Below are 26,865 nucleotides of genomic sequence, written 5' to 3'. Positions count from 1 at the left end.
GCAAAATGCACAAAAGTAATACTTATGATATGGCAAAACACTAAATTTTCAAAAAGAAGTGTGCAAAACGACAAAAATACGGTATAATGGTCACTAGAATAGTATAAGTGTCGCTTGGACACGAAAGGAGAGTGAGCAGATTGGCAGAGGATTTTGTGATCGAGATGCTCCATATCACCAAGGAGTTCCCGGGCATCAAGGCCAACGACGACATTACCCTGCAGCTGCGAAAGGGCGAGGTCCATGCCCTGCTGGGCGAGAACGGTGCAGGCAAGAGCACGCTGATGAGCGTGCTGTTCGGCCTGTATCAGCCGGAGGAGGGTAAGATCCTCAAGAACGGCAAGGAGGTCGCCATCCGCAACCCCAACGATGCGAACGCACTGGGCATCGGTATGGTCCACCAGCACTTCAAGCTGGTGGAGTGCTTCAGCGTGCTGGACAACATCATTCTGGGTGTGGAGCCGAACAGGATGGGCTTTTTGCAGAAGGCCGAGGCCCGCAAGAAGGTCATGGCCCTGAGCGAGAAGTACGGCCTGCGTGTTGACCCCGATGCCCTCATCAGCGACATCTCGGTGGGTATGCAGCAGCGCGTGGAGATCCTGAAGATGCTCTACCGCGACAACGAGATCCTGATCTTCGACGAGCCTACCGCTGTGCTGACCCCGCAGGAGATCGATGAGCTGATGGAGATCATGCGCGGGTTCAAGAAGGAGGGCAAGTCCATCCTTTTCATCACCCACAAGCTCAACGAGATCATGGCGGTCGCCGACCGCTGCACCGTCCTGCGCAAGGGCAAGTACATGGGCACCGTGGACATCAAGAACACCACCAAGGAGGAGCTTTCCCGCATGATGGTCGGCCGCGATGTCCAGCTTCAGGTCGATAAAAAGCCCGCCCACCCGGGCGAGGTCGTGCTGGACGTGGAGGGCGTCACCATCCACAACGACCAGCGCAAGAAGGACTCCGTCAAGGACGTCACCTTTCAGGTCCACGGCGGCGAGATCGTCTGTCTGGCGGGCATCGAGGGCAACGGTCAGACCGAGTTCGTCTACGGTCTCACCGGCCTTGAGAAGCTGTCGGGCGGCAAGATCACGCTGGACGGCAAGGACATCACCCACGCCAGCATCCGCCAGCGCTCCAAGGACGGCATGAGCCACATCCCCGAAGACCGCCACAAGCACGGTCTGGTGCTGGACTACAGCCTCGAGAACAACATGGTGCTCCAGCGCTACTGGCAGCCCGAGTTCCAGAAGGGCGGCTTCATCCGGTCCGAGAAGGTCCGCGAGTATTCCGATAAGCTCATCGCCCAGTATGACGTCCGCAGCGGTCAGGGCAGCGCCACCATCGTGCGCAGTATGTCCGGCGGCAACCAGCAGAAGGCCATCATCGCCCGCGAGATCGACAGAGACCCCAAGCTGCTGGTGGCTGTTCAGCCTACCCGCGGCCTTGATGTCGGCGCCATCGAATACATCCACAGACAGATCGTCGCCGAGCGCGACAAGGGCAAGGCAGTCCTGCTGGTCAGCCTTGAGCTGGATGAGGTCATGAACCTGTCCGACCGCATCCTCGTTATGTACGAGGGCGAGATCGTCGGCGAGTTCGACCCCAAGACCACCACTGTGCAGGAGCTGGGCCTCTACATGGCCGGCGCACGCAAGCAGGGAAAGGAGAACAACTAAATGAACAAGAAAAAACTTTCCCACAGCAACCTCAACAGCTCCATCACCAGTGTGCTGGCCGCGCTGCTGTGCATCGTCATCGGCATGGCTGTGGGCTTCCTCGTGCTGCTGGCCATCAATCCGGCCCACGCATGGGGTGACGGCTTTGTCCGCATCGTCAAGGGCGGCTTCCATGATGCGCCCTACGGCGTCGGCAAGGAGCTGGCCAACGCAGCCCCCCTCATCATGACCGGCCTGTCCGTGGCCTTCGCGTTCAAGACCGGCCTGTTCAACATCGGTGCAGCTGGTCAGTACACGCTGGGCGCTTACGGTGCCCTCTACTGCGCCATCATGCTCAAGATGCCATGGTTCGTCTGCCTCATCGCGGCAACCATCCTCGGCGGAATCTGGGGCGCGATCCCCGGCTTCTTCAAGGCCTACTTCAACATCAATGAGGTCATCACCTCCATCATGTTCAACTGGATCGGCCTCTATCTGGTCAACGAGCTCATCTACCAGAACGGCACCGGCCCCATGTACGACGCGCGCAACACCCGCACTCTGAACCTCGGAAAGAGCGCCGAGCTGTCCAAGTCCCTCATTCCGGACTTCGGCCTGAACAAGATGTTCCAGACCAACAGCACCACCATCGCCATCTTCCTCGCAGCTGCGGTGGCCGTCCTCATCTGGGTCATCCTGAACAAGACCACCTTCGGCTATGAGCTGAAGGCCGTCGGCCTGAACAAGAGCGCAGCTCGCTATGCCGGCATCAACGAGAAGAAGAACATCATCCTCTCGATGGCCATTGCAGGCGCACTGGCCGGTTTCGGCGCAGGCCTCTACTACCTGTCCAATGTGTCCCAGTGGAACCCGCTGAACTCCACCAGCCTGCCCACCATGGGCTTCAACGGCATTTCCGTGGCCCTGCTGGCAAGCTCCAACCCCATCGGAACCATCTTCTCTGCGATCTTCATCTCCCACATCTCGGTCGGCGGCTCGTTCCTGTCCACCAAGTACTATCCCACGGAGATCTCCGACCTCATCAGCGGCATCATCATCTACCTGTGCGCATTCTCCATGCTGTTCCGGGGCAAGATCCACGCCCTGCTGTTCAGGAATGCGGACAAGACCAACGTGAATGCAGAGCCTGCCCCTGCTGAGACCAAAACCAAGAAGGAGGGCAAGTGATATGCTGCTTCTCATCAAGTATACCCTGCTGTATGGCATCGTGCTGATGCTGGTCGCTCTGGGCGGTATGTTCAGCGAGCACTCCGGCATCATCAACATCGCACTGGAAGGCATCATGGTCATCGGCGGCGTGGCGGGTGTCCTCACCCTCACTATGCTGCCTGCAAGCCTGCCTGCGTTTGCTACGGTCCTCATCGCCGTGCTGGTGGCGGCTCTCGCCGGTATGGTCTACAGCCTGCTGCTGGCCTTTGCCTCCATCAACCTGAAGGCGGACCAGACCATCGGAGGCACAGCCTTGAACCTGCTGGCGACGGCCATCGCCGTGGTCATCGCCAAGTATTTCAGCACGAGCGGCAGTGCCAAGCTGAACTACTCCAACAAGCCCTTCCTGTTCAGCCTCGGCGGTTTGGAGCTGAGCATCTTTGTCCCGCTGGGCATCGTCCTGCTCATCGTCAGCTATGTCGTGCTGTACAAGACCCGCTTCGGCCTGCGTCTGCGTGCCTGCGGCGAGCATCCGCAGGCAGCGGACTCCGTGGGCATCAACGTCTATAAGATGCGCTATGCCGGTGTCGTCATCTCGGGCGCACTGGGTGCCGTCGGCGGTCTGGCTTACATCGTGCCGCCCGTCCAGACGTGGAACTTCGAGGTCGGCGTAGCCGGCGCAGGCTTCCTTGCGATGGCCGTTATGATCTTCGGTCAGTGGAAGCCCTTCAACATCTGCGGCGCGGCCATGTTCTTCGCCGTTTTCAAGAGTCTGGCCAACATCGCTGACTCCACCTTCCTCGCACAGCTCCACTGGTCCAGCAACATCTACAACATGATGCCCTTCGTGGCATCGATGGTCATTCTGGCCTTCACCTCCAAGAACAGCATGGCCCCCAAGGCCGAGGGCATCCCCTACGATAAAGGTTCCCGCTGATCCGAGGGCGTTTTTTCGGGGCGCAGCTGCTTTCCGGGCGGCTGCGCCTTTTTCGTTCTTTTTTCAACAGATTCCACAAAACGATGCTTGCTTTTGCGGGAGAATTTGCTATACTTGAAGTACAATGTCATACTTATTGCCGACGGCAGAGCGTTGGCGGAGAATACGATTTAGGAGCGTGAACTTATGCGCATTTACGATCTGATCGCAAAAAAGCGGGACGGCGGCACCCATAGTCGCGAAGAACTGGAAGCCATCGTCAACGGCTTCGTCAGCGGCGAGGTGGCCGATTACCAGATGGCGGCATGGATGATGGCCGTCTATCTGCGGGGCATGACCGACGAGGAGACTGCCGAGCTGACCGACGTGATGGCCCACAGCGGCGTCATGGTCGATCTTTCGCCCATTCCGGGCATCAAGGTGGACAAGCACTCCACCGGCGGCGTGGGCGACAAGACCACGCTGGTCATCGCGCCCATCGTCGCGGCCTGCGGCGTCAAGATCGCCAAGATGAGCGGCCGCGGCCTCGGCCACACCGGCGGCACCATCGACAAGATGGAGAGCGTCCCCGGCACCAAGACCGCCCTCTCGCAGGAGGAGTTCTTCGCGCAGGTGAACAAGATCGGCCTGTCGGTCATCGGCCAGAGCGAAGGCATCGCCGTGGCGGATAAGAAGATGTACGCCCTCCGGGACGTCACCGCCACCGTCAGCTGCATCCCCCTCATCGCGTCCAGCATCATGTCCAAGAAGCTGGCCTCCGGCTCGGACGCCATCCTGCTGGATGTCACCACCGGCACCGGCGCGTTCATGAAGACCGTGGAGCAGAGCATCGAGCTGGCCAAGCTGATGGTCTCCATCGGCACCCATCACGGCCGCCGCGTCGCTGCCATGATCACCGACATGGACACCCCGCTGGGCCGCAACATCGGCAACAGCCTCGAGGTCATGGAGAGCATGGATGTGCTCAAGGGGCATGGCCCCGCCGACCTGACTGAGGTGTGCTTACAGCTGGCCACCAATATGCTGGTTCTGGCCGACAAGGGCACCCCTGCCGCGTGCCGCGCCATGGCCGAGGCCGTCCTCGCGGACGGCTCCGCCTATGCAAAGTGCAAGGAAATGTTCGCAGCACAGGGTGGCGACATCCGGGTGCTGGACGACTACAGCCTCTTCGAAAAGCCCGCCGCCAGCTATGAGCTGCTGGCCGAGGAGGACGGTTACATCATCGCCAACGACGCCGAGAAGATCGGCTCGGCCAGTGTGCTGCTGGGCGCAGGCCGTCAGAAGAAGGGCGACCCGCTGGACTTCGCCGCCGGCATCACCCTCCACAAGAAGCGCGGCGACTATGTCCATAAGGGCGAGAGCCTCGCTACCTTCTACGGCGCAGCCGACCGATTCGACGCTGCCGCCGCCGAGTACCGCAGCGGCCTCGTCTACGGCCCCGAAAAGCCCGAAGAGGCCCCGCTGGTCTACGCCCTCGTCACTAAGGACGGCGTGGAGCGGTACGAATAAAGCCTGAAAATGCCTGACAGCCCCGGGGTGTGCGCACCCCGGGGCTGCTTTTTCCGCCGAAATGGTGCTTTGCAGTGGATAAAACAGGCAGAAGGGCCGATTTTGTAGATATTTGGCCCGAGATATGCTATAATCAACTCAATAGCGCCCAGACGGCGCAGGAGAAGAGAAAGGGTTATTCTATGAAGATCGTTTTGGTGGGCGGCGGCAAAGTCGGCACAGCGCTGGCGCGGCAGCTCAGTGAAGAGGGTCATAATGTGACCGTTGTCGATACGAACAAGGCCCGTGTGGAGCACATCGGCGAATCCTACGACGTGATGAGCATTCTCGGCAACGGCTCGTCCATCACCACCCTGTCTGAGGCGGGCGTGGAGGAGGCGGATGTCTTCATTGCAGTCACCGGCTCGGACGAGCTGAACCTGCTGTGCTGTATGTTCGCAAGAAAGGCGGGCCACTGCCACGCCATCGCCCGTGTACGCAACCCGTCCTACAGCCATGAGCTGGACTTTATCAAAAAGCAGATCGGCATCTCGGCCATCATCAACCCTGAGATGGCAGCGGCGAAGGAGATCTCGCATCTGCTGCGCTTTCCGGGTGCAAGTAAGATCGACACCTTTGCGGACGGGCGCGTGCGGCTCATCAAGTTCGCCCTGACCGAGCAGCAGGGGCTGGACGGTGTGGCCATCCATGAGATCCCCACCCAGCTCAAGAGCGACATTCTGGTCTGCGCCGTGGAGCGTGACGGCGGGGTCATCATCCCCAACGGCAACTTCGTGCTGAAGAACGGCGATCAGGTCACCTTCCTCGCTACGCAGGAGAAGGCCCACGAGTTCTTCCAGCGCATCCATATGCCGGTGCGGCCGGTGCGCAATGCCTTCATCGTGGGCGGCGGTGCCATCGCCTACTACCTGAGTCAGGAGCTGCTGGAAAACCACATCCGCGTCCGCATCGTGGAGCGCGACCCGGCCCGCTGCAATGTGCTGGCCGAGTCCCTGCCCGAGGCACAGATCCTCAATGAGGACGGCTCCAACCGCGACTTCCTGCTCTCGGAGGGACTGGAATCCACCGAGGCCTTCGTGGCCCTGACCAACATCGACGAGGAGAACGTGCTGCTGACCCTGTTTGCCAAGAAGCACTCCAAGGGCAAGCTGGTCACGAAGATCAACCGCCTTGAGTTCGATGATATTCTGGCCGGGCTGGATCTGGGCAGCATCGTCTACCCCAAGTACATGACCTGCGATTACATCGTGCAGTACGTCCGTGCATTGCAGAACGAGGCCGGCAACAACATCAAGACCCTCTACCGCATCCTCGATGACCGCGTGGAGGCGCTGGAGTTCACCGTCCACGAGGAGAGCCGGGCCACCGGCGTGCCACTGAGCCAGCTGCATCTGAAAAAGAACCTGCTGCTCTGCTGCATCACCCGCGGCGACCGCATCCTCATCCCCCGCGGCGGCGACCGCATTCAGGTGGGCGACAATGTCATCGTCGTCACGCTGGAGCACGGCCTGCACGACCTGCGGGACATCGTGGAAGGGTAACGGGGGACAGAACGTATGAATTATGCGATCGTCTTTCGTCTGCTGGGCTATATCCTGATGATCGAGGGCGTTTTGCTGCTGCTTCCGGCGGTGACGAGCCTCATCTACGCCGAGTGGGCTGTCATGGGCGTGTTCCTGCTGACGGCGGCCATCAGCGCGGCGCTGGGCCTCGGGCTGCGGACCATCAAGCCCCGCAGCAAGGTGTTCTATATGCGGGAGGGCTTCGCGGCCACGGCGCTGAGCTGGATCGCCATCAGTATCGTAGGCGCCGTACCCTTCGTCCTCACCGGCTGCATCCAGAACCCGGTGGACGCCCTCTTTGAGACGGTGTCGGGCTTCACCACCACCGGTGCCAGCATCCTGCCCGCCGTGGAGGGCCTGCCCAACGGCATCCTGTTCTGGCGCAGCTTCACCCACTGGATCGGCGGCATGGGCGTTCTGGTCTTTCTGCTCTCGCTGCTGCCCCTGACCGGCGGCTCTCACGTCAACCTGATGAAAGCGGAAAGCCCCGGCCCGCAGGTGGACAAGCTGGTGCCGAAGGTGCAGTCCACGGCGAAGATCCTGTACGGCATCTATTTTGCACTGACGGTAGTGGAGTTCTGCTTCCTGCTGGCAGGCGGCATGAATGTATTCGACTCGATGCTCACGGCCTTCGGCACGGCGGGCACCGGCGGCTTCGGCTTCAAGAACGACAGCTTTGCCAGCTTCTCGCCCTACATCCAGTGGGTCGTGACCATCTTTATGATCCTCTTCGGCGTCAACTTCAACGCTTATTTCCTCCTGCTGCTGCGGAGGTTCCGCCGCGCAGCGTCCAGCGAGGAGGTCCGCGCCTATTTCGGCATCATTCTGGCGGCGGTGGCCGTCATCACGGTGAACATCCGCAGCCTCTACGGCACCTTCGGCGAGGCACTGCGCCACGCGGCCTTTCAGGTCGGCTCCATCATCACGACCACCGGCTTTTCCAGCTGTGACTTCGACCTCTGGCCCACGCTGGCCAAAGAGGTGCTGGTGCTGCTGATGTTCGTGGGTGCCTGTGCGGGCAGCACCGGCGGCGGCATCAAGGTCAGCCGTTTCCTGCTGCTGGGCAAGACGCTGGGCAAGGAGCTGAAACAGGCCCTTCACCCGCAGGTGGTGGCTCCCGTCCGGATGGACGGCAAGCTGGTCAACCACGAGACCATCCGCACCACCAACGTCTATATAGCGGCCTACATCTTCCTCTTTGGAGCGAGCCTGATGCTGGTGAGTCTGGACGGCTTTGACATGGTGACAAACTTTACCTCCGTCGCCGCCACCCTGAACAACATCGGCCCCGGCCTCAATCAGGTCGGCCCTATGATGAACTTCGGGGCTTATTCCAACTTCGCAAAGCTGGTGCTCATCTTCGATATGCTGGCCGGCCGTCTGGAGATCTTCCCGATGCTGGTGCTCTTCCTGCCCGATACATGGCGGAGATTCTAAAAAACTGCTATAGCAACGACAAAGCTCCCCCGGCTTGGACTGCCGGGGGAGCTTTTTGCGGTCTCAGAACGTCAGCTCGACCTTTTCCTGTGCGCGGTACTGCAGCGCTTCCAGCAGGGAATCCTCGTCGAGGAGGCGCTTGCCTGCGAGGTCGGCCACGGTGCGGGCCACCCGGAGGATGCGGTCGTGGGCGCGGGCCGAGAGGCCCAGCGTCTCGTAGGAGGCCCGCAGGAGCTGCTCGGCGGCAGGGGTCATCCGGCAGATACGCCGCACCTGCCCGGCGGTGAGCTGGGCGTTGCAGTGCACGCCCTCGTAGCCGGGGGCGGCGTACCGCTGGGCCTGAACGGCCCGCGCGGCAAGGACCTGCCTGCGCAGCTCGGCACTGCTCTCAGAGGGAGAGACGCTGTGCAGCTCGTCAAAGGCGACGGGGTCCATCTCGACGCAGAGGTCGATGCGGTCCAGCAGCGGGCCGGACACCCGGCTGCGGTACTGCCGCACCGCGCTGGGGGAGCAGGTGCAGGCCCGGGTGGGGTGGCCGTAGTAGCCGCACTTGCAGGGGTTCATGGCGGCAACGAGCTGGAAGCGGCTGGGGTAAGTGGCGCTGCCGGCGGCCCGGCTGACCGTGATGCAGCCGTCCTCGAGGGGCTGGCGCAGCACCTCGAGGCTCTCGCGGGAAAACTCGGGCAGCTCGTCGAGGAAGAGGACGCCGCAGTTGGCCAGACTGCACTCGCCGGGGCGGAAGAGTGTGCCGCCGCCCGCCAGCGCCGCCGAGCTGGCCGAGTGATGGGGACTGCGGAAGGGCCGGGCCGTCACGAGGCCCCGGCCTGCGGGCATCTGCCCGGCGATGGAATAGATCTTGGTGGTCTCCACGGCCTCCTCCCGGCTCAGCGGGGGCAGGATGCCGGGGAGACGCCGGGCCAGCATGGATTTGCCGGTGCCGGGTGCGCCGATGAGCAGGACGTTGTGCCCGCCTGCAGCGGCAATGACCATCGCCCGGCGGGCCAGCGGCTGACCGCAGACGTCGGAGAAATCGGGGACATGGTTCCATGCGTCGGCAGGGTCGAAGGGAACAGGAGCCGTAGGCGGGATGGGCTGGACGCCCCGCAGAGCGTCCACGACCTGACGGGCCGTTGCAGCGGGGAAGACCTGCATCTCGCTGCCGCCGGCCTCAGCGGCCTCGGCGGCGTTCTCCGCCGGGACGTAGAGCGCCCGCACCCCGCTGGCGGCGGCTTCCAGTGCCATCGGCAGCACGCCGGACACGGGCCGCAGGCTGCCGTCCAGCGCCAGCTCACCCAGAAAGGCGGTGTCCTTCGGCGGCGTTTCCAGCTGCCCGGAGGCCGCCAGCACGGCCAGCAGCAGGGGCAGGTCGTACACCGGGCCGGTCTTGCGGACATCGGCCGGGGCGAGGTTGATGGTGATGCGGCGGTCGGGCCACTTGAAGCCCAGATTCTTCAGGGCCGCATGAACGCGGTCGCCGCTCTCCCGGACGGCAGAGTCCGGCAGGCCGACGATGGAGAGGGCGGGCATCCCGCCCGAGATGTCGGCCTCGACCTCTACCGGGAAGCCGTTGAGGCCCTTGAGGCCGAAGCTCTTGAGGACTGCGTACATGGGGGCGCTCCTTTCTGCCCGACAGGGGGCGGCAGGGCCATTAAAATTTTTGATTTGTGCTGTTGTATCCATCTCAAAAAAAGAATCACTGCATGATTCTACGTAGTTCCGATATTTATTTTGAGATAACGGACGAAAAATGTAAAATCGTTGGATAAGAAACGACTAAGAAATGGAAAAAGCAGGGCATTGCCGTCCGGGTTCGACACAATTTTTTATCTGAATCTATTATATTAGAGGGCATGTGAGATGTCAACGAGACACGCGCAATGAGAACAGGCAAAAAACAAGATCGGAGGAAGGATCATATGGTTGCGAAAGAGTACTGCTGTTATACCCGGCCCTATTCGAATATCGAAGGCTATCAGCGCGCATACACGCTGTGCTATTACGCAAGCCTGAAGGAAGAGGGTGTCGTGTTGGCAGTGCAGCGGCAGCAGGGCGGGGAATGCACGACGGAACAGGTCATCTGCCCGACGGGCGACTTCGGGCGGCTGATGCCTTTGATGCGGTATCTGTGCGAAAATGGCGTTGGACTGGGCCATTGGATGGAAGTGCTGGACGACGCAGGGGTGACCTACTGGCCCTGTATGGCAGCAGAGGGAGGCCGGCAAAGCGGAAAGCCGACGCGATTTGTAGCATTTGCTGGTTTTGAGGGGGAAAACTTGGTACATAATCCTGAATTGACACAAAGCGTTTAAAAGCTTATAGTATAAGTAGACTTGGATGAATTTGTCCATTATGGTCAAAAATAACAAAGGTAAGGTGTGCAATATGTATCAGGATGAGTATAAGCGCTGGCTGGCAGCAGATCTGGAAGACGCAGATCTGAAGCCGGAACTGGCCAAGATCGAGGGAAATGACGACGAGATCAAGGACCGCTTCGCCGTTGCGCTGAAGTTTGGCACCGCCGGCCTGCGCGGCGTGCTGGGCGCTGGCACCAACCGTATGAACATCTACGTCGTGCGTCAGGCCACGCAGGGTCTGGCAAACTGGGTCAAGACGCAGGGCGGCAGCCAGACCGTGGCCATCAGCTACGACAGCCGCCTCAAGAGCGACATCTTTGCCAAGACGGCTGCCGGGGTCCTGGCAGCGAACGGCATCAAGGTGCGCATCTACGACGCGCTGATGCCGGTCCCGGCCCTGAGCTTTGCCACCCGTTACTACGAGTGCAACGCGGGCATCATGGTCACAGCTTCGCACAACCCCGCCAAGTACAACGGCTACAAGGCCTACGGCCCCGACGGCTGCCAGATGACTGATGACGCCGCCGCTATCGTCTACGATGAGATCCAGAAGACCGATGTCCTCACCGGCGCAAAGTACATCTCCTTTGCAGAGGGTGTCGAGCAGGGCCTCATCCGCTTTGTGGGCGACGACTGCAAGAACGCCCTCTACGCTGCCATCGAGGCACGTCAGGTGCGCCCGGGCCTGTGCAAGACGGCTGGCCTGAAGCTGGTCTACAGCCCCCTGAACGGCTCCGGTCTGGTGCCGGTCACCCACGTCCTGAACGATATGGGCATCACCGACATCACCATCGTGCCGGAGCAGGAGTATCCCAACGGCTACTTTACCACCTGCTCTTACCCCAACCCTGAGATCTTCGATGCCCTGAAGCTGGGCCTCGACCTCGCCACCAAGACCGGTGCAGACCTGATGCTGGCCACCGACCCCGACGCCGACCGCGTGGGTATCGCTATGAAGTGCCCGGACGGCAGCTATGAGCTGGTCTCCGGCAACGAGATGGGCGCTCTGCTGCTGGACTACATCTGCGCAGGCCGTATCGAGAAGGGCACCATGCCGAAGGACCCCGTCGCCGTCAAGTCCATCGTCTCCACCCCGCTGGCCGACGCCATTGCCGCTCATTATGGCGTGGAGATGCGCAGCGTGCTGACCGGCTTCAAGTGGATCGGCGATCAGATCGCAAATCTGGAGGCTGCCGGTGAGGTGGATCGCTTCATCTTCGGCTTCGAGGAGAGCTACGGCTATCTGGCCGGTCCCTACGTCCGCGATAAGGACGCCGTCATCGGCTCCATGCTCATCTGCGAGATGGCCGCTTACTACCGCAGCATCGGCTCCTCCATCAAGCAGCGTCTGGAAGAGATCTACAAGGAGTATGGCCGCTACCTGAACAAGGTGGACAGCTTCGAGTTTCCCGGCCTGACCGGCATGGAGAAGATGGCCTCCATCATGCAGAAGCTGCGCGACGAGCCGCTCACCGAGCTGGCCGGCCACAAGGTGGTCAAGGTCACCGACTACAAGAAGCCCGAGGAGACCGGCCTGCCTGCCGCAAATGTCCTCATCTACGCTCTGGACAACGGCGCTACCGTGGTCGTCCGTCCCTCCGGCACTGAGCCGAAGATCAAGACCTACTTCACCACGCTGGGCAAGGACCTCGCCGAGGCACAGGCTCAGAAGGATGCTCTGGCTGCTGCCATTGAGCCCATCCTCGCATAACACGGAAATCCCATCAGAAATTTATGCCCCCGTTCAGCGCCAAAAGTGCTGCACGGGGGCATTTTTGATGGGTGTGGGCGGTTGCAGTTTAGGGCCTGATACGCTATAATATTCAATGAGTCATAATAAGCTCCGGGCAGTGTGGCACGGGGCAGGAAGAAAATGGGGCAGGTGTAAGAAATTGGACTATCGTGTGACGGCTGTTCTGGTGGCGGCAGGCTCCTCCACCCGGATGGGATTTGATAAACTGAGCTTTGATCTGGGCGGCGAGACCGTGCTGGAGCGGAGCGTCCGGGCTTTCGACGAGTGCCCGGAGGTGGACGAGCTGGTTCTGGTGACTGGCGCGTCGGGCGAGAACGCAGAGCGGGCCGCAGCCCGGTGCAAAAAGCCGGTGCAGCTGGTGCGGGGCGGTGCGACCCGGGCCGAAAGCGCCCGGAACGGCGTAGCCGCTGCCCACGGGGCGCTGGTGGCCGTCCACGATGCGGCCCGGCCCTTCGTGAGCGGGGAGGTCATCGCCGCCGTGCTGAAGGCGGCTGCCCGCTGCGGGGCTGCCGCCCCGGCAGTGCCGGTGAAGGACACCATCAAGCAGGCAAAGGGCGGCAGCGGCAAGACGGTGCCCGCCGGCTGCATGGTGGAGGATACCCCCGACCGCAGCACCCTTTATGCGGTGCAGACGCCCCAGTGCTTCGACCGCGCAGCCTATCTGGCGGCGCTGGACGAGCTGGACGAGGCCCGCGCCCGCCTCGTCACCGACGATTGCAGCCTGTTCGAGTTAACGGGCCGTCCGGTGGAGCTGGTGCAGGGCGACTACGCAAACATCAAGATCACGACCCGGGAAGACCTGCCCCGGGCGAAGAACGGAGGAAAGAAGATGCGCATTGGTCATGGTTACGACGTCCATCGTCTGGTGGAGGGCCGCAAGCTCATCCTTGGCGGCGTGGAGGTGCCCTATGAGAAGGGCCTGCTGGGCCACTCGGACGCCGATGTGCTGGCCCATGCGGTGATGGATGCCGTGCTGGGCGCGGCAGCGCTGGGCGACATCGGCCAGCACTTCCCCGATACGGCGGAGGAGTACGCCGGGGCGGACAGCCTCGTGCTGGCCCGCCGGGTGGCGGAGATCGTCGCCGCACAGGGCTGGCGCATCGAGAACATCGACGCCACCATCCTCTGCCAGCGCCCCAAGCTGGCCCCCTACATTCCGGTCATGCGGGAAAAGCTCGCCGCCGCCTTCGGGCTGCCGGTGGAGGCTGTGAGCGTTAAGGCGACCACCGAAGAGCATCTGGGCTTTACCGGCGAGGGGCTGGGCATCGCAGCCCACGCCGTCGCCCTCATCGAAGCTGTGTGAACGGGAGAGTGTGACCCATGACTCTGAACTCTATCGTAGCAAACTTTCAGACCTTCAAGCTGGTAGACCTGCTGGACATCCTCATCATCGCGTTCCTCATCTACCAGCTTCTGGGCATCGTCAACCGCACCCGGGCCGGTCAGCTGGCCAAGGGCGCGCTCATCGTGCTGGCGGTCTATCTGGTGGCCAACATCCTGAATATGCGCACCGTTACTTGGCTGCTGAACTCGCTGCTGCAGGTCGGTCTGCTGACGCTGGTGGTGCTGTTCCAGCCTGAGATACGGCGTGCGCTGGAACGGATGGGCCAGACCGACCAGTGGGCCTACCGCTTTTTCAACAAGAGCCGCTACAACGACACCAGCCTCAAGGGCGCGTGGCGCAGCGCCATCATCGCCATCTGCGATGCCGCCGAGCGCTTTTCGGAGACCAAGACCGGCGCCCTCATCGTGCTGGAACGGAATACCAACCTCTCGGAGATCGTCCGCACCGGCACGCCCGTGAACAGTGCGGTCAACCTTGAGGTACTGGGCACCATCTTCTACGAGGGCACCCCCCTCCACGATGGAGCGGCCATCATCGAAGATGGCCGCATCAAAGCCGCAGGCTGCGTGCTGCCCCTTTCCAACAACCTCGACCTCGGCAAGGACATGGGCACCCGCCACCGCGCCTGCCTCGGCATCGCCGAGAATTCCGACGCCATCGCCATCGTGGTCAGCGAGGAGACCGGCATCATCTCGATGGCGAAGAACGGCGTCCTCATCCGCCACTTCGACCGCCAGACCCTCTACACCCGTCTGGTGGATGAGATGATCCCCAAGGAGACGGCCAGCGAGAAGAGCGCCGCCGAGGGCTGGAAGGCCCGGGGCAAGCGCCTGCTGAACTGGGTGAACGCCAAAGAGGAGGAAGAGCAGCAATGAGCACCGAGCAGAACAACGGCATGAAGCCTGCCGTGCCCCCCAAGCGCAGCCTGCTGAGCGACCGCCGTGTCCGGCTGCTGCTGTCGCTGCTGGGCGCAGTCATCGCGTGGATGGCTGTCACCATCGTGGTGCAGCCCGGCACGACGACCACCATCTATAATGTCCCGGTGGACTTTACCTACGATTCGTCCGCCTACACCTCCCGCGGCCTGAGCATCGTCGATGCAGAGGAAAAAACGGTCAACTTAAAACTTTCCGGCGACGGCTACACCATCGGCAGCCTGTCGGCCAACGACTTCGTCGTTTATCCCGACTGGTCCAGCGTCCGCGACAGCGGCGAAAAGACCCTCCGCCTTCAGGTCCGCAGCCAGAGCACCCTGCTTACCGGTGTGGCCGTCTCCATCGACGGCAGCAACACGGTGGACGTGGTGTTCGATGTGGTGGAGGAGAAGACCCTGCCCATTCAGGTAACGACGAACTATCTGAAGATCGCCGACGGCTATATCCTCTACGGCACCGAGGTCTCCAAGGAGACCGTGACCCTCTCCGGCCCCAGCACCGAGCTGAGCAAGGTGGAGACCTGCACCGCCGAAGTGACCCACAACGGCGAGCTGACCAGTCCTGTCACGCTGGACACCGACCTGCGGTTCTACACCCGCAGCGGCAGCGAGGTGAAATTTGAGTATACTACCCTCGAGGCGGACAGCGTCGAGGTCACGCTGCAGGTGTACAAGCTGGCGACATTGCCGGTGAAGGTGAGCTTCATCAACGCCCCCCGGGACTTCGACCCCTCGGTGCTGGTCTACTCCCTGAGCAAGAAGACCCTCAACGTGGCCGGGCCGGAGTCGCAGATCGATAAGCTGTCCACCCTGTCGGTGGGCACCATCGACCTTTCCACCTTTGCGCTGGATAAGGTGTATGAGATGCCCATCGAGCTGCCCAGCGGCATCCGCCTGCTGGACAATATCTCCACCATCACGGTCAGCTTCGACAGCTCCCGTCTGGAGACCAAGACCATGAACCTGCCCGCCAGCTGTGTGCAGGTCGTAAACCTGCCCTCTACCTACACCCTGACCGTGGGGACCGAGCGGCTGATGAACGTCACCCTCTGCGGCCCGGCCGGTTCGCTGGAGGCCCTGACCCCGGAGCAGGTGGTCATCGAGATCGACGCCGACGACTTCTACGTTGCCATCGGCCAGCAGAACATCGCCTGCCGCCTCTATGTGCCCTCCAACGATAAGATCTTTGCGCTGGGCAGCTATGTGGTGCAGTGCAAGATAGAAAGTAACTGAGTATATGATCCTGATTCGTGATATTCGCCTGCCCCTCTCCGCCGGGGAGCAGCAGGCCTATGAAAAAGCCCTCCACCTCGCCCGGATCCCCCGCAGCAGGGTGAGCCATCTGGGCATCGCCAAACTCTCGGTGGACGCCCGCCACGGCCAGCCCAAGCTGGTCTACACCGTGGCGGTGTCCCTGAAGGAGGAAGGAGAGGAGCCTGCCTATGCAGGCGCTTCGCCCAGCGTCACCGTCCGGGGCAGGACCGACTTTTCGGTGGAGAACGGCACCCAGCCGCTGGCCCACCGGCCCGTGGTCTGCGGCCTCGGCCCGGCCGGACTTTTTGCAGCGCTGCTGCTGGCCCGTCAGGGCTACCGGCCCATCGTGCTGGAGCGCGGCCCGGCGCTGGAAGAGCGCGTCAAGGCTGTGGAGCATTTCTCTGCCACCGGTGAGCTGGACGAGAACGCCAACATCCAGTTTGGCGAGGGCGGCGCAGGCACCTTTTCGGACGGTAAGCTCACCACCCGCATCGGCGACGAGCTGTGCGGCTTCGTGACCGAGGTGTTCCTCGAGCACGGCGCCCCCAGGGAGATCGCATGGCAGCAGAAGCCCCATGTAGGCACCGACCTGCTCCGGGGCGTCATCACCTCCATCCGCAGGGAGATCGAGGCGCTGGGGGGCGAGGTCCACTTCAACACGGCCCTCACCGGCTTCGAGCGCCGGGACGGCCGCCTCGTCGGCATCCGGACCACGGGCGGTGCCTTCCCCTGTGAGGCACTGGTCTTTGCGGTGGGCCACTCGGCCCGCGATACCTTCGGGATGCTGATGGACAGCGGCCTCGTGCTGGAATGCAAGCCCTTCAGCGTCGGCTTCCGGGCCGAGCATCTCCAATCGGAGATCGAAAAGAGCCTTTACCACGAGGCAGCAGGCCACCCGGCCCTGCCGCGGGGCGAATATCAGCTTTCGCAGCACGTTGAAAAACGGTGCGTCTATACTTTCTGTATGTGTCCCGGCGGTCAGGTGGTGGCTTCGGCCAGCGAAACGGGCCGCGTCGTGACCAACGGCATGAGCTACCACGCCCGCAGCGGCAAAAACGCCAATGCGGCGGTGGTGGTCAGCGTGGGCGGCGAGGACTTCGGCGGCGACCCCCGCAGGGCTATCGCCTTCCAGCGAGAGCTGGAAGCGAAGGCCTACGCGGCAGGCCGCAGCGCGGGCGAGTATGCCGCCCCGGCGGAGAACATCCAGAGCTTTTTGGAGGGCAGGGGGCAGCTGAGCATCGGCCGCGTCCAGCCCACATATGACCGCGGCGTCCGGGCCGCCGACCTCGGCGCACTGCTGCCGACGGAGCTGGCTGACACGCTGCGGGCGGGACTGCGCGCCTACGAGCGGAAGATCGCAGGCTATACCGCCCCCGAGGCCATCCTGACAGGTCTTGAGACCCGCACCAGCAGCCCGGTGCGGCTGAAGCGGGAAGAAGACTTTGAATGTGCCCAGCTGGCGGGGCTTTACCCCTGCGGCGAGGGCGCAGGATATGCGGGCGGCATCATGAGCGCCGCCGTCGATGGCCTGCGGGTGGCCCGCGCCATCATCAGCCGGTACAGTCCGGCAGAAGGGTGAGAAGTTGAATGACTGATCGTGAAAACGATTTCCAGAATCGTTCCGGCCAGAGCAGGGCACAGGACAGCGAGGGCCGTCAGGTGCAGCAGGAGCTGGAACGCCAGCTTCGGGAGCTGGGCGATACCATGTCCGACGCCTTCCGCCACGGCTTTGAGGGCCGGGGGAAGGAACTCGGCGACCGTGCATGGGACGTGGGCCGCGCCGCTGCGAATGCCGCAAGCTACGGCATCTCGGAGGCAGGCCGGGCGTTTCAGGCTGGGAAGCAGCAGTATCAGAAGCGGGCTGAGGAGGCCCGGAACGCAGCCCCGAGCGGGGAGAACGCCGGCGGGATGCCGGGCTGGGCGCGGAGCTTTTTCGCAAAGAAGCCGGTGCCGACCCCCATCGACAATCTCCGCACCAGCGCAAAAAAGCGCCACAACGCAGGCGTCGCCATGCTGGCGACCGGCATCACTTTCGCCGTCCTCTTCGGCATTACGGCCATCGCCTGCTTCGGCACGGCGGGGATGTTCACCTCCGGCAGCGCGGCGGGGGCGGCTGATATGACGGTCCTCGGTGCCATCGGCGAGTTTGCCATGAGCGCCACCCGGGCCACCGGATGGTGCTCGGCGGCGGTGACGGCCGTGTTCGGCTGGCTCACGGCGGCGGGCGCTTCCCGGATGAAGGCCGCGAAGACGCTGGAGCTGTATGCCGACACTGCCGAGGGCTTCGACTGGCACAAGGGCCTCTCCCTCTCGATGCTGGCCGAGCTGACCCATAAGAAGAAGGCCAAGGCCCTCCGGCTGCTGCGGAAGTTCATCCATAAAGGATGGCTCAGCGCTTGGATGGACGAGAAGAACGACAAGCTCTACCTGACGGCGGAGGACTACCGCACTGCGCAGGAAAATCAGCCGGAGCCTGAACCGGAAAAAGCGCCGGAACAGGCCGAGGATGTCCCCCTGAACCTTGAGACGACCCGCCGCTTTGCGCAGGTGCTCGAGAAGGAGACCTCTCTCATGGAGGATGAGCGGGCGGTGGAGGAGCTGCAGCATATGCAGAAGACCACCGAGTCCATCGGTGCGTGGCTGGAAGCCCACCCCGAGAGCCTGCCCAAGGCCCGCCGCTTTGCGGAATACTATATCCCCACTACCCTCAAGCTCCTGCACACCTACAACGACGTGCAGGGCCAGCAGGGCGAGAACGCCGAGGCCATCCGCAGGGACATCGCGGGCATCCTGCATACCCTGAATCAGGCCTACGACAACCTTTACGATAAGCTTTTGTCGGACATGGCGCTGGACGTTTCCAGCGAGATCGCTGCGCTGCAGGGGATGCTGGCCAACGATGGTCTGGCCGGGGAGGAAATGCGATGACCTACCGGGCTTGGAACACCAAAGAAGTTGACCGTGCGGCCCTGAAGGAGCTGACCGCCGCCATCGCCCAGCAGAACACCGAAGAGCTGGAAAACCAGAGCATGGACGATGGGCCGTGGAGCGAGGAGAAATACCGCTCGGTCTTTGCGGCCCAGCAGAAGGAGGCCGGTCTGCTGGCCGGCATCCTCGCTGCCCGGGGCATCACCGACCCCGCCGAGGCGCTGACACTGCTGGCGGGCGAGGAGGAGCTGAGCGACCCCATGCTCCTGACCGACATGGACAAGGCCTGCGCGCGCATCCTGCGGGCCATCGACGAGGGCGAGACCATCGTGGTCTTCGGCGACTACGATGTGGACGGCGTGACCGCCACCGCCCTGCTCTATCAGCACCTCAAAGGGATGGGGGCCAGCGCCAAGTGTATGCTGCCCAGCCGGGAGGGCGACGGCTACGGCCTGTCGAAGAACGCCATCCAGTCCATCTATGATAAGGGGTGCCGCCTCATCGTCACGGTGGACAACGGCATCTCGGCGGTGGAGGAAGCCGCCTTTGCGGCCAGTCTCGGCATCGACCTCATCATCACTGACCACCATCTGCCCCACGAGAGCCTGCCGCAGGCGGTGGCCATCGTAGATCCCCGCCGGGCAGACGACCACAGCCCCTTCAAGGGCCTGTGCGGCGCGGGCGTGGCCTTCAAGCTCTGCGCTGCGCTGGACGGATGCCCGCCGGAAGAGATGCTGGAATACTGCGGCGACCTCGCCGCTGTGGGCACGGTGGCCGACGTTATGCCCCTGACCGGCGAGAACCGCACCATCGTCAAAGCCGGTCTGCGCCAGCTCCAGAACACCGACCGGCCCGGCTTCTGCGCCCTGCTGGAAGAGGTGGGGCTTGCGGGCAGGCCGGTGACGGCGGAGAACGTCAGCTATGCCATCGCTCCCCGCATCAACGCGGCGGGCCGGATGGACAGCGCCGTCACAGCCCTGCAGCTGGTGCTCTGTGAGGACGAAGACCGGGCCGAGGAGCTGGCCCATAAGCTGACCGACATCAACAGCCAGCGGCAGGAGACCGAGATGGAGATCGTCCGGGCCGCGCAGGAGCTGCTGGATGCCGAGCCGGAGCGCCTCGAGGACCGGGTCATCCTGCTCTGGGGCAGGGACTGGCACCCCGGCGTCATCGGCATCGTGGCCTCCCGCCTTGTGGAAAAGACGGGACGCCCGGTCATCGTGGTGTCGGTGGATGAGCACGGCGAGGGCAAGGGCAGCGGCCGCAGCGTGCAGGGCTTCAACCTGCACGAGTGCATCGCCTCCTGCGCCGACATCCTGCTCCGCTTCGGCGGCCACGCCATGGCGGCGGGCCTCTCGGTGCGGGAGGAAGACCTGCCCACCCTCCGTCAGCGGCTCAACGACTGGGCGGCACGGGAGTGCCCCGTGCTGCGCACACCGCCGCTGGAATGTGACCTGTCCGTCCACCTCGACCGCCTTACGGTGGAGAGCGTCCGCCGCCTCGACCAGCTGGCCCCCTACGGTGCCGACAACCCCAGCCCGGTCTTCGTGCTGGAAAAGGCTGTCGTGGAAGGGGTGTATGCGGTCTCGGAGGGCAAGCACTCCCGCCTGCGGCTGCGGCAGGGGAACGCCAGCCTCTATGCGGTCTGGTTCGGGATGCATCCCGAGCAGGTGCCCTATGCCGCCGGCGACGTCGTGGATGCGGCAGTGAGCCTGTCGGTCTACGATTCGGCCCGGGGGCCGCAGCTGTCGGGCCGTATTCTGGAGCTGCACCCGGCGGGCCTCGGCAACATTGCGGCGGAGCAGGCAGCTCTGGTGCAGGCGCTGCGCCGGGGCGCGCCCCTGACTCCAGAGCAGAAGGAGGCTGTCGCCCCGGCGCGCAGCCATATCATCACCGTTTACCGGGAGCTGCAGGCGCGGCGCTGGCACGCCGAAGATCTGCAGCCCCTGTTCGCAAAGCTTGGCGAGGAGAACACCGGAAAGACGCTGGTGGCGGTCGCCGCGCTGGAACAGGTCGGCCTCATCACAGCGGCCGACCGGGGCGGGGCCAAGTTCTGGGAGCTTGTGCCAGCCACCGGCAAGAAGAACCTCGCCGATGCGCCCATCCTGAAATGTCTGGAGGATCGATAAAGATGCCTGAGGGAAAGAAAATCACCGCCCCTGTGCCCGCAGCGTCGGCTGCGGCGGGAGAGGACAGCTACTCTGCAAAGACCCATCTCCACCAGCCCATGCCGGTGACGGAGATGGCGACCGTGGCCGCCACGGCCCTGCCGGCCAACGCCCCTGAGGGGACGCTGCCCTCGGAGGTGCGGCCCGAGATCGTGACGTGGGACAAGCTGGTGGAGGCCATCAAGGCCAGCGGCAAGGCCTACAACATGGCCATGATCGAAAAAGCCTACAATATGGCCAACGACGCCCACAAGGGCGTCTGCCGCCGCAGCGGTGAGCCCTATATCTGCCACCCGCTGGCCGTGGCCCGCCTCGTGCTGGACCTCGGCATGGACACCGAGAGCATCGCCGCCGCCCTGCTGCACGACGTGGTGGAGGATACCCCCACCACACTGGCCGACCTGACCGCCGCCTTCGGCGAGGAAGTGGCCCTGCTGGTGGACGGCGTCACCAAGCTGACGAAGATCCAGTTCTCGAACATCGAGGAGCTGCAGGCCGAGAACCTGCGCAAGATGCTGCTGGCCATGAGCCGGGACGTCCGCGTCATGATCATTAAGCTCTGCGACCGTCTCCACAATATGCGCACCGGCGATGCATGGCCGGAGCAGAAGCGCCGCGACAAGGCCCGGGAGACCATGGAGGTCTATGCCCCCATTGCCAACCGGCTGGGCATCCTGAACGTCAAGGAGGAGCTGGAAGACCGCAGCCTCCACTACCTCGACCCTGTAGGCTACGGGGAGATCAACAAGATGCTCAGCGAGCGCGCCGGGGACGAGTTCCTCGCCAGCGTGTCGGGCGTCATCAAGAACCGCCTCGAGGAGAGCGGCATCGAGGGCGCCACCATCAAGCGGAGAGTCAAGAGCATCTACGGCATCTACCGCAAGACCATCATGCAGAACAAGTCCTTCGACGAAATTTATGACATCTATGCGGTGCGCATCATTCTGGATACGCTGGCCGAGTGCTACAGCACGCTGGGCCTCATCCATGATATGTACCACCCCCTGCCCAACCGCTTCAAGGACTATATCTCTACCCCCAAGCCCAACGGCTACCAGAGCCTCCACACCACGGTCATCGGACACGAGGGTATCCCCTTTGAGGTGCAGATCCGCACCCGGAAGATGGATGAGCAGGCCGAGTACGGCGTCGCCGCCCACTGGAAGTACAAGGAGGGCCTCGACGGCCACGATAAGCTGGACGAGCGTCTGGCATGGGTGAGCCAGCTGCTGGAAAATCAGCGCGTCAGCGAGGATTCCGGCAACCTGCTCCACGACCTGAAGAGTGACCTGCTGCCGGAGGAGGTCTTTGCCTTTACCCCGAAGGGCGACGTCATCAACCTGCCTGCCGGTGCCAACTGCATCGACTTCGCCTATGCCATCCACTCTGCCGTCGGCAACCGGATGGTGGGCTGCAAGGTCAACAACCGCATCGTCCCCATCGACCATGTCGTGGCGACGGGCGAGATCATCGAGGTCATCCTCGGCCCGGCGGACAAAGGCCCCAGCCGCGATTGGCTCAAGATCGTGCGCACCAGCGAGGCCAAGAGCAAGATCCGCAACTGGTTCAAGAAGATGCGCCGGGAGGAGAACATCCAGCAGGGCCGCGACGCGCTGGCCAAGGAGCTGCGCCGAGAGATGATCTTCATCCCCGACGACCAGCTGGACGAGTTCGTGGGCAGCTGCAGCCGCCGCCTGCGCCAGAACAGCGCAGAGGAGATCTATGCCGCCATCGGCTACGGCGGCATGACCATCGCCAACTGCCTGCCCAAGCTGAAAGAGGAGTGGCAGAAGCTCAAGGCCGCCGAAGCCGCCGAGAACAAGACAATCGAAGATCTGCCGAAGGTGGACCTGAGCCGCGTCCACGCCACCGACGGCGTGGTGGTGGAGGGCTTCGACAACACCCCCATCAAGTTCGCCAAGTGCTGCTCGCCCCTGCCCGGTGACCCCATCGTGGGCTTCATCACCCGGGGATTCGGCGTCTCCATCCACAAGCAGAGCTGTGCCAACGCGGTGGCCAGCATGAAGGACCCCTCCAACGCCCCCCGCTGGGTCAAGGCCTACTGGGCCGACAGCGTCCGGGACAGTTACAAGGCGGGCCTCGAGATCATTGCGCTCAACCGCAACGAGCTGCTGTCCGATGTGCTGGCCGCACTGGCAGACATCCGCGTCCCCATCTACGCCATGAACGCCCGTCAGGTGGAAAACAACTGCGCCATCATCAGCCTGACCATCGGCATCAACAACACCGAGCACCTCAACCGCGTGGTGGCCCGCCTGTCCAAGGTGCGGGATGTGCTCAAGGTAACAAGGAGCTAATATGCGTGCAGTCATTCAGGCCGTATCCTCGGCCAGCGTCCGGGTCAACGGCGGCGAGCCGCGCCCCATCGGCCCCGGCCTCGTCATCCTGCTGGGCGTCAAGGACACCGACACCCTCGACATCGTGCCCAAGCTGGCCGAAAAATGTGCGGGCCTTCGCATCTTCAAGGACGAAAACGACAAGCTGAACCTCAGTGCGAAGGACCTCGGCTACTCGGCGCTGGTGGTGAGCCAGTTCACCCTTTACGGCGACACCAAAAAAGGCTTCCGCCCCAGCTTCATCAAGGCGGCAAAGCCGCCTCTCGCCGTGGACGCCTACGAGCTGTTCCTCGCCGAGATGAACAGGCAGGGCCTCAAGAGCGTCCAGCACGGCGAGTTCGGCGCAGACATGCAGGTGTCGCTGGTCAACGAGGGTCCCTGCACCATCGTCATCGACACCGACGAGTGGCACAAAGGAGAGAAGTAAACCATGAAGGCATTTCATCTGGTCGGCCCCGCGCCGTTTTACACCAACAGCTTCCTGCTCATCTCGGACGCGGGCCATGCAGTTGTCATCGACCCCGCCGTAGAGGTGCAGGAGTACGACAAGATCCTGAAAGAGCAGGGCGGAAAGCTGGCCCTCATCCTCTGCACCCATGGCCACTATGACCATGTGGGCAGCGCGGGGGTCCTCAGCCGCGAGTGGGGTGCAAAGCTCTACTGCGAGGCCGCCGACTGTCAGGGTACCCAGCTGCTGCCCCTCAGGGAGTCGGACAGCGGCTACGCGGAGGGCGGAGTCCTCACACTGGACGAGCTGCGCTTCACCGTCTGGCACACCCCCGGCCACACCGAGGGCAGCGTGGTGCTGCTCTGCGAGAACTATTTCTTCGTGGGCGACACCGTGTTTCAGGGCAGCATCGGCCGCACAGACCTCGAGGGCGGCGACAGCCGGAAGATGGACGAGAGCCTGCGCAAGTTCGCAGCCCTGCCCGTCCCGCCCGAGGCGCAGATCCTGCCCGGCCACGGCGATTTCTCCACCTTCGGGCAGGAGGTCGCCACCAACTTCTATATCCGAAATGCACTGAGAAACGCATAAAAAGGCGGGAACACACATGAATATCTATATCACGGGCCTCAGCTCGGGCTACGAGGTGGAGCACCTCGTCCGCCTGTTCTACCCGATGGCCCCGCTCACCCTCACCCCGCCCGAGGAGGGCACAGACTGCGTCTGGGCTGAGAAGCGGCCCGACAGCCTCTGGGCCATGGTACGGCAGGGCGGAAAGAGCCAGACCGCCGAAGCACCGCTGCCCGCCCCGGCAGAGGAGGGCGGCGAGACGCCGGAGTTCGCGCTGGCCAGCCTGACCTATGACCTGCTGCGCCGCTGGACGGGCATCCGCCCCCCTTGGGGCAAGATGACCGGCGTGCGGCCGGTGCGCCTCGTCCACGACAAGCGGGCCGCAGGCTGGACGGAGGAGCAGATCGACGACTTTTTCCTCAAGCGGTTCGACTGCTCGCCCGAAAAGTACGGGATGGCCAAGGCCATTGCCGACCTACAGGAGCCGATTTTAAAAGCGGGCAGCGCCCCCAAGACCTACAGCCTCTACATCGGCATTCCGTTCTGTCCCTCCCGGTGCAGCTACTGCAGCTTCGTCAGCTGCAACCTCGACCGGGACCGCAAGCTGGTGCAGCCCTATGTGGACTGCCTCTGCCGTGAGGTCGAGGCCATCCGGGAGGAGGCAGACAAGGCCGGGCTGAAGCTGTGCAGCATCTACATCGGCGGCGGCACCCCCACCAGCCTCTCGGCGGCGCAGCTGCGCCAGCTCATGGGAACAGTGCGGGACTGCTTCGACCTTTCCGCTCTCGTGGAGTATACGGTGGAGGCCGGACGCCCCGACTGCACTGACGCCGAAAAGCTGGCGGTCATCAAGGAGTACGGCGCGACCCGCATCTCTATCAACCCCCAGACCTTCTCCGACGAGGTGCTGGCGAACATCGGCCGGAAGCATTCGGCGCAGGACATCCTCGACTGCTACGCCGAGGCCCGGGCCGCAGGCCATGACGACATCAACATGGACCTCATCGCGGGTCTGCCCGGCGACACGGTGGAGGGCTTCGAAAAAAGCCTGCGTCAGGCCATCGCCCTTAACCCCGAGAACATCACCGTCCACACCCTGACCCTCAAGCGGGCCTCCCGCATCGTCATCGAGGACCAGAAGGAGAACGACTACGCGGACGTTGCCGCCATGCTGGAAAAGTGTCATCTGCTGGCCGAGGCAGGCTACCGTCCCTACTACCTCTATCGTCAGAAAAACACCCTTCAGAATCTGGAAAATGTGGGCTGGTGCAAGCCGGGCCACGAGGGGTATTATAATATCTATATCATGGAAGAGGTCCAGACCATCCTCTCGGCTGGCGCAGGCGGCAGCACTAAGCTGGTGGCCGACGGCGGCAGGCGGATGCAGCGCATCTTTAATTTCAAGTATCCGACGGAATACATCCAGCGCTTCGATGAGGTGCTGGAGCGGAAAAAAGGAGTGGCTGATTTTTATGATCACGATTTGGGTACCGAAACGTCTGGTTGAGATCGACCTGTATAATGTTGCAGCCCAGAATCCGGCGGCGCTGGCGCAGATGAGCGAGCAGAGCTACCGCCAGCGGGTGGAGTATGCCGCCCGGAAGATCAGGGATTCCCGCGCCAAGATCGTCATGCTCACCGGCCCGTCGGCCAGCGGCAAGACCACCTCGGCGCACAAGGTGGCCGAGGCGCTGGAAGCCTCCGGCACGCCCGCCCACGTCATCAGTCTGGACAATTTCTTCAAGGGGGCGCAGTATTACCCCCGCCTGCCCGACGGCACGCTGGACTACGAGAACCCCGACACGCTGGATATGCCCCTCATCCGCCAGTGCCTCAGCGAGCTGAGCACCACCGGCAAGACCGTGCTGCCAATCTACGACTTTGCCACAGAGTCCCGCTCCTCCGAGACGGAGGCGCTGGACCTCGAGGGCGGCGTCTGCATCGTGGAGGGCATCCACGCCCTGAACCCGGAGCTGACGGGCCTCGTAAAGGGTGACGACGTCTACCGCATTTATGCCGGTCTGCGGGAGGAATACTGCATCGACGGCCGCCGGGTCATCAACACACAGGACATCCGCCTGTGCCGCCGCACCCTGCGGGATGCTGCCGCCCGGGGTCGCAGCCCCGCCAAGACCCTCGCCATGTGGGACCGGGTCCTCGACGGCGAGACGCGGTATATCAAGGGTTTCAAGACCACGGCAGATTTCCTGCTGGACACCTCCTTCACCTATGAGCTGGGCCTGATCGCCAAGCTGCTGCGGAAGGTCTGCCAGCGCTTCACGCTGGAAGGCCACAACGCCGAGCTTTGGGACGAGACGGCCCGCCGCTTCGAGCACGTCACCCCGGTGGAGCTGGATCTGCTGCCCGCCGGCAGTATGCTGCGGGAGTTCTACGCAGGCGAGCTTTAAAGGACGTCAGAACGCCGAAACTGGGCAAATTGCGAAAAAACTGTTTCCAAATCCGCACCATTCTGTAAAACTTGGG

Annotated in this window: 20 protein-coding genes; 19 read left to right on the top strand and 1 reads right to left on the bottom strand. The window is 63.1% G+C overall.

What is annotated here, in order from left to right:
* Positions 1 to 164: 164 nt before the first annotated feature.
* From MTP38_RS09485 to MTP38_RS09460, 6 genes are all read left to right on the top strand, one after another.
* Positions 165 to 1,679 (top strand): ABC transporter ATP-binding protein, encoded by a 1,515-nt coding sequence (locus tag MTP38_RS09485; protein WP_227620299.1) that lies wholly within the window; start codon positions 165 to 167, stop codon positions 1,677 to 1,679.
* Positions 1,680 to 2,846: an ABC transporter permease gene (locus tag MTP38_RS09480; RefSeq protein WP_249233419.1), complete on the top strand. Its 1,167-nt coding sequence runs from the start codon at positions 1,680 to 1,682 to the stop codon at positions 2,844 to 2,846.
* A gap of 1 nt (position 2,847) precedes the next feature.
* Positions 2,848 to 3,765 carry an ABC transporter permease gene (locus tag MTP38_RS09475; RefSeq protein WP_249233418.1) on the top strand — a complete coding sequence of 306 codons (918 nt, stop codon included), beginning with the start codon at positions 2,848 to 2,850 and terminating at the stop codon, positions 3,763 to 3,765.
* 186 nt (positions 3,766 to 3,951) lie between these two features.
* Positions 3,952 to 5,274: a thymidine phosphorylase gene (locus MTP38_RS09470; protein WP_249233417.1), complete on the top strand. Its 1,323-nt coding sequence runs from the start codon at positions 3,952 to 3,954 to the stop codon at positions 5,272 to 5,274.
* 182 nt (positions 5,275 to 5,456) lie between these two features.
* Complete coding sequence (gene trkA / locus MTP38_RS09465; protein ID WP_249233416.1) at positions 5,457 to 6,815, top strand: Trk system potassium transporter TrkA; 1,359 nt, start codon at positions 5,457 to 5,459, stop codon at positions 6,813 to 6,815.
* 15 nt (positions 6,816 to 6,830) lie between these two features.
* On the top strand, positions 6,831 to 8,273 hold the full coding sequence (locus tag MTP38_RS09460) for a TrkH family potassium uptake protein (RefSeq protein WP_249233415.1): 1,443 nt from the start codon (positions 6,831 to 6,833) through the stop codon (positions 8,271 to 8,273).
* Positions 8,274 to 8,336: 63 nt separating this feature from the next.
* Here MTP38_RS09460 and MTP38_RS09455 read toward each other — a convergent pair whose 3' ends face one another.
* Positions 8,337 to 9,881 (bottom strand): YifB family Mg chelatase-like AAA ATPase, encoded by a 1,545-nt coding sequence (locus tag MTP38_RS09455; RefSeq protein WP_249233414.1) that lies wholly within the window; start codon positions 9,879 to 9,881, stop codon positions 8,337 to 8,339.
* Positions 9,882 to 10,189: 308 nt separating this feature from the next.
* Here MTP38_RS09455 and MTP38_RS09450 point away from each other — a divergent pair, with 308 nt between their 5' ends.
* From MTP38_RS09450 to MTP38_RS09390, 13 genes are all read left to right on the top strand, one after another.
* Positions 10,190 to 10,582: a hypothetical protein gene (locus MTP38_RS09450; protein WP_249233413.1), complete on the top strand. Its 393-nt coding sequence runs from the start codon at positions 10,190 to 10,192 to the stop codon at positions 10,580 to 10,582.
* Between the two features lie 73 nt (positions 10,583 to 10,655).
* Positions 10,656 to 12,338: a phospho-sugar mutase gene (locus tag MTP38_RS09445; RefSeq protein ID WP_249234684.1), complete on the top strand. Its 1,683-nt coding sequence runs from the start codon at positions 10,656 to 10,658 to the stop codon at positions 12,336 to 12,338.
* Between the two features lie 181 nt (positions 12,339 to 12,519).
* Positions 12,520 to 13,683, top strand: a complete 1,164-nt coding sequence (gene ispF, locus MTP38_RS09440; protein ID WP_249233412.1) for a 2-C-methyl-D-erythritol 2,4-cyclodiphosphate synthase — start codon at positions 12,520 to 12,522, stop codon at positions 13,681 to 13,683.
* A 17-nt stretch (positions 13,684 to 13,700) separates the two neighbouring features.
* Positions 13,701 to 14,600, top strand: a complete 900-nt coding sequence (gene cdaA, locus MTP38_RS09435) for a diadenylate cyclase CdaA (RefSeq protein ID WP_227620227.1) — start codon at positions 13,701 to 13,703, stop codon at positions 14,598 to 14,600.
* A complete protein-coding gene (locus MTP38_RS09430) occupies positions 14,597 to 15,892 on the top strand; it encodes a CdaR family protein (RefSeq protein WP_249233411.1) in 1,296 nt (431 codons plus the stop codon). The genes cdaA and MTP38_RS09430 overlap by 4 nt, the downstream gene beginning before the upstream one ends.
* Positions 15,893 to 15,896: 4 nt before the next feature.
* Positions 15,897 to 17,492 (top strand): NAD(P)/FAD-dependent oxidoreductase, encoded by a 1,596-nt coding sequence (locus tag MTP38_RS09425; RefSeq protein ID WP_249233410.1) that lies wholly within the window; start codon positions 15,897 to 15,899, stop codon positions 17,490 to 17,492.
* An 8-nt stretch (positions 17,493 to 17,500) separates the two neighbouring features.
* The gene (locus tag MTP38_RS09420) at positions 17,501 to 18,841 is read left to right on the top strand and encodes a 5-bromo-4-chloroindolyl phosphate hydrolysis family protein (RefSeq protein WP_249233409.1); all 1,341 of its coding nucleotides are present in this window, start codon (positions 17,501 to 17,503) and stop codon (positions 18,839 to 18,841) included.
* On the top strand, positions 18,838 to 20,970 hold the full coding sequence (recJ, locus tag MTP38_RS09415; RefSeq protein WP_249233408.1) for a single-stranded-DNA-specific exonuclease RecJ: 2,133 nt from the start codon (positions 18,838 to 18,840) through the stop codon (positions 20,968 to 20,970). The genes MTP38_RS09420 and recJ overlap by 4 nt, the downstream gene beginning before the upstream one ends.
* Positions 20,971 to 20,972: 2 nt before the next feature.
* Positions 20,973 to 23,327 carry a RelA/SpoT family protein gene (locus MTP38_RS09410; RefSeq protein ID WP_249233407.1) on the top strand — a complete coding sequence of 785 codons (2,355 nt, stop codon included), beginning with the start codon at positions 20,973 to 20,975 and terminating at the stop codon, positions 23,325 to 23,327.
* Position 23,328: 1 nt separating this feature from the next.
* Complete coding sequence (gene dtd, locus MTP38_RS09405) at positions 23,329 to 23,793, top strand: D-aminoacyl-tRNA deacylase (protein ID WP_227620233.1); 465 nt, start codon at positions 23,329 to 23,331, stop codon at positions 23,791 to 23,793.
* A 3-nt stretch (positions 23,794 to 23,796) separates the two neighbouring features.
* Positions 23,797 to 24,402 (top strand): MBL fold metallo-hydrolase, encoded by a 606-nt coding sequence (locus MTP38_RS09400; RefSeq protein WP_249233406.1) that lies wholly within the window; start codon positions 23,797 to 23,799, stop codon positions 24,400 to 24,402.
* Positions 24,403 to 24,418: 16 nt separating this feature from the next.
* Entirely contained in the window at positions 24,419 to 25,888 is a 1,470-nt protein-coding gene (gene hemZ, locus MTP38_RS09395; protein WP_249233405.1) for a coproporphyrinogen dehydrogenase HemZ, read from the top strand.
* Positions 25,854 to 26,789, top strand: a complete 936-nt coding sequence (locus MTP38_RS09390; RefSeq protein ID WP_249233404.1) for a uridine kinase family protein — start codon at positions 25,854 to 25,856, stop codon at positions 26,787 to 26,789. The genes hemZ and MTP38_RS09390 overlap by 35 nt, the downstream gene beginning before the upstream one ends.
* Positions 26,790 to 26,865: the final 76 nt, after the last annotated feature.

It is taken from the genome of Faecalibacterium sp. I3-3-89 (assembly GCF_023347275.1).
Taxonomy (GTDB): Bacteria; Bacillota; Clostridia; order Oscillospirales; family Ruminococcaceae; genus Faecalibacterium; species Faecalibacterium butyricigenerans.
Note: the sequence above shows the minus strand (reverse complement) of the source record. Positions and strands in the feature narration are given on the sequence as shown.

What these genes read in the sequence shown, in the direction of transcription:
- MTP38_RS09430 (WP_249233411.1), top strand. Translation starts at nt 14,597, where the DNA reads ATGAGCACCGAGCAGAACAACGGCATGAAGCCTGCCGTGCCCCCCAAG.
- MTP38_RS09420 (WP_249233409.1), top strand. Translation starts at nt 17,501, where the DNA reads ATGACTGATCGTGAAAACGATTTCCAGAATCGTTCCGGCCAGAGCAGG.
- MTP38_RS09480 (WP_249233419.1), top strand. Translation starts at nt 1,680, where the DNA reads ATGAACAAGAAAAAACTTTCCCACAGCAACCTCAACAGCTCCATCACC.
- MTP38_RS09475 (WP_249233418.1), top strand. Translation starts at nt 2,848, where the DNA reads ATGCTGCTTCTCATCAAGTATACCCTGCTGTATGGCATCGTGCTGATG.
- recJ (WP_249233408.1), top strand. Translation starts at nt 18,838, where the DNA reads ATGACCTACCGGGCTTGGAACACCAAAGAAGTTGACCGTGCGGCCCTG.
- MTP38_RS09450 (WP_249233413.1), top strand. Translation starts at nt 10,190, where the DNA reads ATGGTTGCGAAAGAGTACTGCTGTTATACCCGGCCCTATTCGAATATC.
- trkA (WP_249233416.1), top strand. Translation starts at nt 5,457, where the DNA reads ATGAAGATCGTTTTGGTGGGCGGCGGCAAAGTCGGCACAGCGCTGGCG.
- MTP38_RS09425 (WP_249233410.1), top strand. Translation starts at nt 15,897, where the DNA reads ATGATCCTGATTCGTGATATTCGCCTGCCCCTCTCCGCCGGGGAGCAG.
- MTP38_RS09400 (WP_249233406.1), top strand. Translation starts at nt 23,797, where the DNA reads ATGAAGGCATTTCATCTGGTCGGCCCCGCGCCGTTTTACACCAACAGC.
- MTP38_RS09445 (WP_249234684.1), top strand. Translation starts at nt 10,656, where the DNA reads ATGTATCAGGATGAGTATAAGCGCTGGCTGGCAGCAGATCTGGAAGAC.
- dtd (WP_227620233.1), top strand. Translation starts at nt 23,329, where the DNA reads ATGCGTGCAGTCATTCAGGCCGTATCCTCGGCCAGCGTCCGGGTCAAC.
- MTP38_RS09470 (WP_249233417.1), top strand. Translation starts at nt 3,952, where the DNA reads ATGCGCATTTACGATCTGATCGCAAAAAAGCGGGACGGCGGCACCCAT.
- MTP38_RS09460 (WP_249233415.1), top strand. Translation starts at nt 6,831, where the DNA reads ATGAATTATGCGATCGTCTTTCGTCTGCTGGGCTATATCCTGATGATC.
- hemZ (WP_249233405.1), top strand. Translation starts at nt 24,419, where the DNA reads ATGAATATCTATATCACGGGCCTCAGCTCGGGCTACGAGGTGGAGCAC.
- MTP38_RS09455 (WP_249233414.1), bottom strand. Translation starts at nt 9,881, where the DNA reads ATGTACGCAGTCCTCAAGAGCTTCGGCCTCAAGGGCCTCAACGGCTTC.
- MTP38_RS09485 (WP_227620299.1), top strand. Translation starts at nt 165, where the DNA reads ATGCTCCATATCACCAAGGAGTTCCCGGGCATCAAGGCCAACGACGAC.
- cdaA (WP_227620227.1), top strand. Translation starts at nt 13,701, where the DNA reads ATGACTCTGAACTCTATCGTAGCAAACTTTCAGACCTTCAAGCTGGTA.
- MTP38_RS09390 (WP_249233404.1), top strand. Translation starts at nt 25,854, where the DNA reads ATGATCACGATTTGGGTACCGAAACGTCTGGTTGAGATCGACCTGTAT.
- MTP38_RS09410 (WP_249233407.1), top strand. Translation starts at nt 20,973, where the DNA reads ATGCCTGAGGGAAAGAAAATCACCGCCCCTGTGCCCGCAGCGTCGGCT.